The sequence below is a fragment of the Archangium sp. genome, assembly GCF_036389735.1.
In the GTDB taxonomy this organism is placed as follows: Bacteria; Myxococcota; Myxococcia; order Myxococcales; family Myxococcaceae; genus Archangium.
Window position 1 is genome coordinate 1 of the sequence record NZ_DASVWK010000475.1, and the last position, 8,366, is coordinate 8,366.

Below are 8,366 nucleotides of genomic sequence, written 5' to 3' on the forward strand. Positions count from 1 at the left end.
GGTGGCGCTCGCCACGCTGGCGGCCAGCATCGCCAGCCAGGCGCTCATCTCCGGCGCCTTCAGCATCACCCGCCAGGCCATCCAGCTGGGCTACAGCCCGCGCCTGGAGGTGGTGCATACCTCGGCGGAGGAGGAGGGGCAGATCTACCTGCCCGGCCTCAACTTCGCGATGCTCACGGGCGTGGTGGTGCTGGTGCTCACCTTCCGCTCCTCGAGCGGGCTGGCGGCGGCCTACGGCATGGCGACCACGGCCGCCATGTCCATCACCACCGTGCTGGCGTACGTGGTGGCTCGCGAGCGCTGGAAGATCAGCCGCGCGGTGGCGCTGCCGGTGACGGCGCTCTTCCTGACCATCGACCTGTCGTTCCTGGGCGCCAACGCGGTGAAGGTGCCCGACGGCGGCTGGTTCCCGCTCACGCTCGGGCTGATCATCTTCACCCTGATGACGACGTGGAAGCGTGGCCGCGAGCTGCTGGGACAGCGGCTGCGCGTCGGGGCGATCTCCATCGAGAACCTGTTGGAGAGCTTCCGGGAACACCCGCCCACGCGCGTGTCCGGCACGGCCATCTTCATGACGGGCAACGCGGAGGCCGCGCCCAGCGCGCTCCTGCACAACCTCAAGCACAACAAGGTGCTCCACGAGCAGACGGTGCTCCTCACCATCCAGACCCAGGACGTGCCGCACGTGCCGGCCTCCGAGCGCGTGGAGGTGGAGCCCCTGGAGCCGCTGGAGCTGGGCCTCAAGCGCGTGTACGCGCGCTACGGCTTCATGGAGGACCCGAGTGTCCCGGACATCCTCAAGCGCATGCGCGAGGCCGGGCTCCAGTTCAACCTCATGGGCACCAGCTTCTTCCTCGGCCGCGAGACGCTCCTCGTCACCAAGAAGCCGGGCATGGCGCGCTGGCGCGAGGCGCTCTTCGTCTGGATGAGCCACAACGCCCGCTCGGCCACCTCCTTCTTCCGCATCCCGCCCAACCGCGTGGTGGAGATGGGCACGCAGGTCGAGCTGTAGCCCTCCGCGTCAGCGCTTCACGGGCGGCGACTTGAGCAACCGGGTGAGCTCCCGGTCCAGGGTGGCGGCGAAGCGCTGGCGGTCCTGTGCGGAGAACCCGCTGGGGCCGCCCGTCGTCACGCCGCTGTCGCGCAGCTCCTGCATGAAGTTGCGCACCGAGAGGCGCTCGTCGATGTTCTCCTCGGTGAAGAGCTCGCCGCGCGGATCCATCACCACCACGCCCTTGGGCACGAGCAGCGCGGCCAGGGGGATGTCCTGGGTGATGGCCAGGTCCCCGGCGCTCCCCGAGGCGGCGATGTGACGGTCCGCCACGTCGAGCCCGGCGCCCACCTGCACGGTGGAGACGAGCTCCGAGGGTGGCAGGGACAGGCGCTTGTTGGCCACGAAGACGGTGGGCACCCGCAGGCGCTGCGCGGCGCGCAGGAGGATGTCCCGGACCGGCCCCGGACACGCATCGGCGTCGACCCAGATCTTCACCGGGTCAGCCCTCGACGTTGCGCAGGAAGTCGGCCACTTCGGAGAAGCGCCCGTCGAGGAAGCGGCGCACGCCGCCCTTCACGCCGCGGACATCCATGGCGCGCTGCATGCTGCGCACCCACGCGTCGCGCATGGCGACGTCCACGGCGAAGTGGCCGTGGCGCATGCGCAGCCGCGGGTGGCCGTGCTTCTCCATGTAGTGCTGGGGCCCGCCCAGCCAGCCGATGAGGAAGAGGCCGAACCGCTCGCGCATGCCCTGGGACACCCTGCCCTGCTCATCCAGCTCATGCAGGCGGGCGAGCGCCGGCTCGTGCGCATCCATGGCGTCATAGAAGGCATTGGCCAGGGCGCGCACGCCCTCCTCGCCACCCAGACGGTGGAAGGGCATGTCCTCCATGGAGGGGATCCAGTTGTCGTCGCCGTGAGGAAGGTTCAGCCCGATGGGCTTGAGCTCGGTGGACATAGCGGTATTCAACCCCGGTGCACGGGTGCACATTCTCCTTCACGCGGCGTCCGGCGCCCAGCGCTTGGGGCGTGTCTTCAGCGTGGTGAGCCCCAGCCTGTCACACAGGGACAGGAAGCGCTCCCGGGGGACACCGGCCCAGGCCAGGTCCCCCAGTGACTCGGCCAGGGGCACGTCCGTCACCACCGTGGCCAGCTTGCGGTACAGCAGCGCGGCCTCGCGGTGCTCGCGCAGGGTGGCCGCGAGCTTGTCCGCCCCGCGCGGGCGCACCGTCCAGGAGGCGGCCTCCTCGGGAATCGCCTCCAGGTGGCCGTATGCCCCGAGCAGCGCCGACGCGCCCTTCTCCCCGAAGCCGGGCAGGCCGGGGATGCCGTCCGCGGCATCGCCCACCAGCGCCAGCATGTCCGGCACGCTCGGGGGGGCGACGCCGAGCTTCGCCCGCACCGCCTCCTCGTCCAGTTCCTTCTGTTGCTTGCGGTCCACCTGCACCACCGTCCGGCCACGCACGCACTGCCCGAGGTCCTTGTCCGGGGTGAGGAGCCGCACCTGCTCCACCTGCCCGGCCCAGCGGGCGGCGGCGGTGGCCAGCGCGTCATCCGCCTCGAACTCCTTCATGGACCAGACGGTGAGCCCGAGCGCGCGCATGGCCTCCTCGGCGAGGTCGAACTGCGCGTGCAGCTCGGGGGGCACGCCCTCGTCGGACTTGTAGTCGGCGAAGAGCTCATTGCGGAACGAGCGGATGGGGTTGTCGAAGGCGATCCCGAGGTGCGTCACCGCCTCCCCGGCGTCGTGCAGCAGCGCGAGCATCGAGGAGACGAGCCCCACGGTGGCCTTCACGTCCTGCCCCCCTGGCGCGGAGTGTCCGGGCCGGGGCGAGAAGTGGGCGCGGTAGAGCTCATAAGTGCCGTCGACGAGGTGCAGGCGCATGGGCCCTACGGTAGCGCAGTCAACGGGAGCCGCCCCCATCCATCGAGCCGCCGCTCGTGGCGCACGCGTGCCCCCCCGGAGCGCGCTAGCCTGGGGCGCCGCCCCATGCCCTCGGACACCCCGCCCGTCCTGCTCACCACCCCGCGCCTGAACCTGGCCCTGCTGCCTCCGGACGGGGCCGCGCGCGTGCTGGCCTACCACGAGGCCAACCGCGAGCACCTCGGCGCCGTGTCGCCCCCGCGCCCCGACAACTTCTTCACCGTCACCTGGTGGCGCTCGCGCCTGGCCCAGGACGCCGAGGACTGGCGGCGCGGCACCGCCCTGCGCCTCTTCCTCCTGCCGCGCGAGTTCCCCCTCTCCTCCGCCCCGGTGCTCGGCAGCGTGTCCCTCACCGACTTCCGTCGCGGCCCCCTGCAGTCCGCCGAGCTGGGCTTCGGGCTCGACCGCCGCTCCCAGGGCTCGGGGTACATGTCCGAGGCCGTGCGCGCCGTGTGCGACCATGCCTTCGGGCCCCTGGGCCTGCACCGCATCCAGGCCAACCACCTGCCGGAGAACCACCGCAGCGCCGCCGTGCTGCGCCGCCTGGGCTTCTGCGTCGAGGGCCTCGCGCGCGAGCTCGTCCTCATCGAGGGCCGCTGGCGCGACCACGTCCTCACGGCGCTGCTGGCGCCTCGGCCACCGGAAGGGTGAAGGAGAAGGTGCTGCCCCGGCCCGGCTCGCTCTCCACCTGGATGCGCCCGCCGTGGGCCTCCACGAGTCCCTTGGCGATGGGCAGTCCCAGCCCCGCCCCCTCTCGCGTGCTCTTGACCTGCCAGTAGCGGTCGAAGAGGTGCGGCAGGTGCTCCGCGGCGATTCCCTTGCCCGTGTCGATGACGGCGAAGCGCACCAGCGCGCCCTCGCGCCGGGCCCGCACGGTGATGCGCCCGCCCTCCGAGGTGAAGCGCAACGCGTTGCCGATGAGGTTGGAGAACACCTGGAGCACGCGCGCCCGGTCCACCAGCACCGCCGGCAGGCCCGGCGCCTCCTCGCGCTCCAGCCGCAGCCCGTGGGCCTCCGCCAGGGGCCGGTGCAGCTCGATGGCCTCGTCCAGCAGCCCTCCCACCGTCTCCGCCTCGCGCTCCAACGACAGGCGCCCCGACTCCACCTTGGCCACGTCGAGCAGATCCTGGATGAGGTGCACGGCCCGGTCCGCCGAACGCCGGATGAGCTCTCCCTGCTTGCGCCAGGACGTCGCCTCATCGCCCTGGGGCAGGTGCTTGAGCAGGTAGGTGGAGCCCAGGGAGATGACGTTGAGGGGGTTGCGCAGGTCGTGCGAGACGACGGCGAGCACCTCGTCGCGTGCCCGCGTGGCCTGCTGGGACTGTTTGTAGAGCCGGGCGTTGTCGATGGTGAGCGCGGCCCTTCCGGCCAGGCCCTCGGCGAGCGTGAGGTCCGCCGGCCCATAGCGCCGCCCCGACTCCGCGCCGCAGGCGAAGGTGATGGCGCCCAGCGTCCGGCCGCGTGCCACCAGCGGGACGATCATGATGGAGCGCGGCCCCAGCCGGCACAGGGTGGCGAAGTGCGACTCCTCCTCGGCGGCGGCGCGCAGCCAGGCCTCCGTCACCTCGGGGACGAGCTCCGGCTCTCCGGTGCGCATCACGCTCTGCACGCCCACCACGGTGGTGCGAAGGCGCTGCACCAGCCCGAGCTCGCGCAACAGCGGCTCCCGGGTGGGATCCCGATGGACCATGGCCACCCGGCGCATCTCGTCGCCCTCCAACATCCCCACCACGCAGTAGTCCGCCAGGCGCGGCACCACCAGCCGGGCGAGACTCTGGAGCGTGGCCTCGTATTCCAGCGCGGCCACCATCACGCGACCGCTCTCGGAGAGGAATTGCTGGGCCTCCTCGGCGCGCTTGCGGTCGGAGATGTCACGGATGATGGTGGAGAGCGTCTCCAGCCTGCCCTGCGCCTCGCGGTGGGCCAGCAGCACCTGCGAGACGGGCAGCTCCCGCCCATCCGAGGTGAGCAGCGCCGTCTCCCCCATCCACACGCCCTCGCGCAGCGCGGTGGGCACGCCCTCGGCCAGCAGGCGCCGCGCGGCCCACGTCGGGTGGGCCGAGGCGATGCCCCAGTCCCCCGCGTCCTGGTGCTCCGCCAGCCCCACCATGCGCCGGCCGGCGCGGTTGAGGTAGAGCCCGCGCCCCTGCGCGTCCGTGCTGCCCACGAAGTCCGGGGTGGCCTCGATGATGGAGGTGAGGCGGCCACTCGCCTCCTCCGCCCGCTTGCGTGCCGTCACCTCGCGCAGATAGACGGAGACGCCCTCGCTGGAGGGGCTCACGTGGCACTCGAACCAGGCCTCCTGCGACACGAGGTACATCTCGCACTCGGAGCCCCTGTCGCCGGCCAGCACCCGCTGTACCCCCTGCACCAGCCCGGCCTCCCCGCCCCCGGGCAGCACCGCCTCCAGGCGCTGGCCCAGGAGCTGCTCGCGGGGTCGTTGCAGCACCTCGGCCGCCCGGCGGTTGGAGAAGGTGAAGCGCTGCTCCCGGTCCAGGGCGAAGAAGACGTCGGTGATGCTCTCCAGGATGGCCTCGATGCGGGCGCGCGCCGCCTCGGCCTCGGAGCGCGCCGCCTCCTCACGCGCGAGCCGCAGCGCCGTCTCCTCGGACTGCTTGCGCTCCGTCACCTCGCGCGTCACGGAGACCCAGTGCATCAGCCGGCCCTCCTCGTCCTTCACCGGCACCAGGGTGCTCTCCGTCCAGAAGGAGGAGCCGTCCTTGCGGTAGGTGAGGAGATCCTCGCGGCTGGGCTCCTGCCGTTGAAGGGCCTCGCGCATGCGCACCAGGGTCGCCCCGTCCGTCTCCGGTCCCATCAGCAGCAACGTCTCCGACTCCTTCAGCTCCTCCTGGCTGTAGCCCGTCATCCGGCAGAAGGCCGGGTTGGCATAGACGACGCGCCGGGTGCTGCGCCCGTCCACGCGCTCCGGCTCGAGGACGACCACGCCGTCATAGGCGTTCACCACCATGGACTCGAAGAGGCGCAGCCGCGCCTCGGTGCGCTTGCGCTCGGTGATGTCCCGGAAGTAGACGGCGATCCCCTCATGGGAGGGGTAGACGTGCATCTCCACCCAGGTCTCCCTCGAGGGGTTGTGCTCCTCGAAGTGGACGGCACGCTGCTCGGTGAAGGCCTCGCGGAAGCCCTGCTCGGAGCGCGAGCCCTTGAAGCCGGGAAACACCTCCACGGGGGTGCGACCGAGCATCTCCTCGCGCGAGCGGTGCGCCAGCTCCTCGGCGCGGTGGTTGACGTAGGTGTAGCGCCAGGCACGGTCCAGGGCGACGAAGGCGTCGGAGATGCTCTCCAGCATCCGCAGCACGCGCTGCTCCGCCATCTGCGCCTCGGCGCGCGCGGCCTGCTCGCGGATGAGCTGGCGCTCGCGCTCCTCCGAGTGCAACCGCTCGGTGATGTCGGTGAAGGTGATGACCGCCCCGATGAGGCGCCCCCCCTCCCGGACGGGGCAGCTGCGGTACTCCACCGGGAAGCTGCTGCCATCGCGCCGCCAGAACACCTCATCCGCCACGTGGTGGCTCTTGCCGTCGCGGAAGGCGGCGTAGATCTGGCACTCGGCCTCGGGCAGGGGCGTGCCATCCGCGCGCGAGTGGTGGATGACCGCATGTTGGAGCTTGCCGATGAGCTCCTCCGGCGCCCACCCCAGCATGCGCGCCGTGGCCGGATTGACGAAGGTGGTGCGGCCCTCGGTGTCCAGACCATAGATGCCCTCGTCCACGGAGGCGAGGATGAGCTGGCCCAGGTGGCGCAGCAGCTCGAGGCGGCCCTCCTGCTGCTCCACGGGCTGAAGGGAGCAGGAGAACCCGAAGAGTTCGCCGCTCGCGTCATGCAGCGCGACGAGCACCTGCCTCGCCAGGAAACGGGTGCCATCACGCCGCCTGCGCCAGCCCCCGGTCTCGGCGCGGCCCCGCTCCTCGGCCTCGCGCAGATCCCTCGCCGCCTGCTCGTGCTCCTCGGGCAGGTAGAGGGCGGAGAGGGGCTCGCCGAGGAGGTCGGCCCGAGCGTGGCCCGTGAGCTGTCCCACCCCCAGAGTCCAGAGGGAGACCTGGCCCTCCACGTCCAGCCCGACGAGGGCACACCCATCCGCCTGCTCCAACATCAACAGCGCGAGTTCGCCGCGCGGCCCCGCCGCCTCGTCCAGGGAGTGCACACCCCTCGGCACCTCGGTCTCACCGGGAGCACTGTGGACGGGTGGGGGCAAGGCAGCAGGGCCCTCCTTCTCGGGCAGCCCGTCACCGGCTCGGGGGGGCCGGAGGCACGGGCCCCAGTGCCTTGGATCTGGCCACGAACGCCCCTGGCGCAAGGCCAGCACGGTGAGCAGGTAGCCAGGCGGCATCCGGCTCCCGCCGTGCCTGTTCAACCCGGGGCCGCCCTGGTAGATCCACGACCCCCGCGCAGCGCGGAGGGAGGCACGTGGCCGAGCAAGTACCGTTTGGAGCCTTGTCGTTCGCAGAGAACCCGGAGCCGCGCTGCCCGTGCGTGCTGCTGCTGGACACCTCCAGCTCCATGAACGGGGCTCCCCTCGAGGCGCTCAACGCGGGGCTGCGCCAGTACCGCGACGAACTGGCCGCCGATAGCCTCGCCGCCAAGCGGGTGGAGGTGGCCGTGGTCACCTTCGGGGGCCAGGTGCGCACCCTGCACGACTTCTCCACCACCGAGTCCTTCTTCCCCTCCGCGCTGGTGGCCGAGGGCAATACCCCCATGGGCGAGGCCATCCTCCGGGCCACGGACATGCTGACGGAGCGCAAGAGCCTCTACCGGCAGAACGGCATCCTCTTCTACCGGCCGTGGATCTTCCTCATCACGGATGGAGGCCCCACGGACGTGTGGCTGACGGCCGCCCAGCGCGTGCGCCAGGGCGAGGCCTCCAAGGCCTTCTCCTTCTTCACCGTGGGTGTGGAGGGGGCCAACTTCGACGTGCTCAAGCAGCTCTCCGTGCGCGAGCCGCTCAAGCTGGACGGCCTGCGCTTCCGGGAGCTGTTCCAGTGGCTGTCCAACTCACAGAAGGCCGTCTCCCGCTCGCAGACGACGGACGAGGTGCGGCTGGCCAACCCGGCGGCCCCCGGCGGCTGGGCCACCGTCTAGGAGTTGGGGAACGCGCACATGTGGAGGCTGCTCCAGCAGTCCCTGGAGGGGACCTCGCACCGGCGCACGGCCACACCGTGCCAGGACAGCTGCGCGGGCACCGTCACGTGTCCGGGGCAGGAGTGCTTCCTGGTGGTGGCATGCTCCGACGGTGCGGGCAGTGTGAGTCTGAGCCAGGAGGGCTCGGCGCTGGCGTGCCGGCGCTTCGTCGAGGTGGCCTGTGAGGCGCTCGCGCGCGAGGGCTCGGAAGCCGTGAGGAACCCGGAGGTGATTCGCGGCTGGTACCGGCGGGTGCTCCAGTCCCTGGAGGAAGAGGCCGCGAGGCGCGAGGTGCCGCCGCGCGAGCTGTCCTGC

8 protein-coding genes are annotated in these 8,366 nt (G+C 71.6%); 4 read left to right on the forward strand and 4 right to left on the reverse strand.

Going from position 1 to position 8,366, the window contains the following annotated elements:
- Positions 1-1,012 (forward strand): KUP/HAK/KT family potassium transporter (locus VF794_RS16930; protein WP_331111638.1); only part of this gene is annotated, 1,012 nt, incomplete at its 5' end.
- A gap of 9 nt (positions 1,013-1,021) precedes the next feature.
- Here the strand turns inward: VF794_RS16930 and VF794_RS16935 are convergent.
- From VF794_RS16935 to VF794_RS16945, 3 genes are read right to left on the reverse strand one after another with little or no spacing between them, the layout of a single operon-like run.
- On the reverse strand, positions 1,022-1,489 hold the full coding sequence (locus tag VF794_RS16935; protein WP_331111639.1) for a YaiI/YqxD family protein: 468 nt from the start codon (positions 1,487-1,489) through the stop codon (positions 1,022-1,024).
- Between the two features lie 4 nt (positions 1,490-1,493).
- A complete protein-coding gene (locus tag VF794_RS16940) occupies positions 1,494-1,952 on the reverse strand; it encodes a group II truncated hemoglobin (RefSeq protein WP_331111640.1) in 459 nt (152 codons plus the stop codon).
- Positions 1,953-1,991: 39 nt separating this feature from the next.
- Positions 1,992-2,879: a 5'-3' exonuclease gene (locus VF794_RS16945; RefSeq protein ID WP_331111641.1), complete on the reverse strand. Its 888-nt coding sequence runs from the start codon at positions 2,877-2,879 to the stop codon at positions 1,992-1,994.
- Between the two features lie 105 nt (positions 2,880-2,984).
- Here VF794_RS16945 and VF794_RS16950 point away from each other — a divergent pair, with 105 nt between their 5' ends.
- Positions 2,985-3,569, forward strand: a complete 585-nt coding sequence (locus VF794_RS16950; protein ID WP_331111642.1) for a GNAT family N-acetyltransferase — start codon at positions 2,985-2,987, stop codon at positions 3,567-3,569.
- Here the strand turns inward: VF794_RS16950 and VF794_RS16955 are convergent.
- Entirely contained in the window at positions 3,532-7,077 is a 3,546-nt protein-coding gene (locus VF794_RS16955; protein ID WP_331111643.1) for a PAS domain S-box protein, read from the reverse strand. The two genes, VF794_RS16950 and VF794_RS16955, sit on opposite strands and share 38 nt — an antisense overlap.
- A 290-nt stretch (positions 7,078-7,367) precedes the next feature.
- Between VF794_RS16955 and VF794_RS16960 the strand changes: the two genes are divergently transcribed.
- Together VF794_RS16960 and VF794_RS16965 are read left to right on the forward strand one after the other, a co-directional pair.
- Positions 7,368-8,012 (forward strand): vWA domain-containing protein, encoded by a 645-nt coding sequence (locus tag VF794_RS16960; RefSeq protein WP_331111644.1) that lies wholly within the window; start codon positions 7,368-7,370, stop codon positions 8,010-8,012.
- An 18-nt stretch (positions 8,013-8,030) separates the two neighbouring features.
- Positions 8,031-8,366: protein phosphatase 2C domain-containing protein (locus VF794_RS16965; RefSeq protein ID WP_331111645.1), on the forward strand; the 336-nt coding region annotated here is incomplete at its 3' end.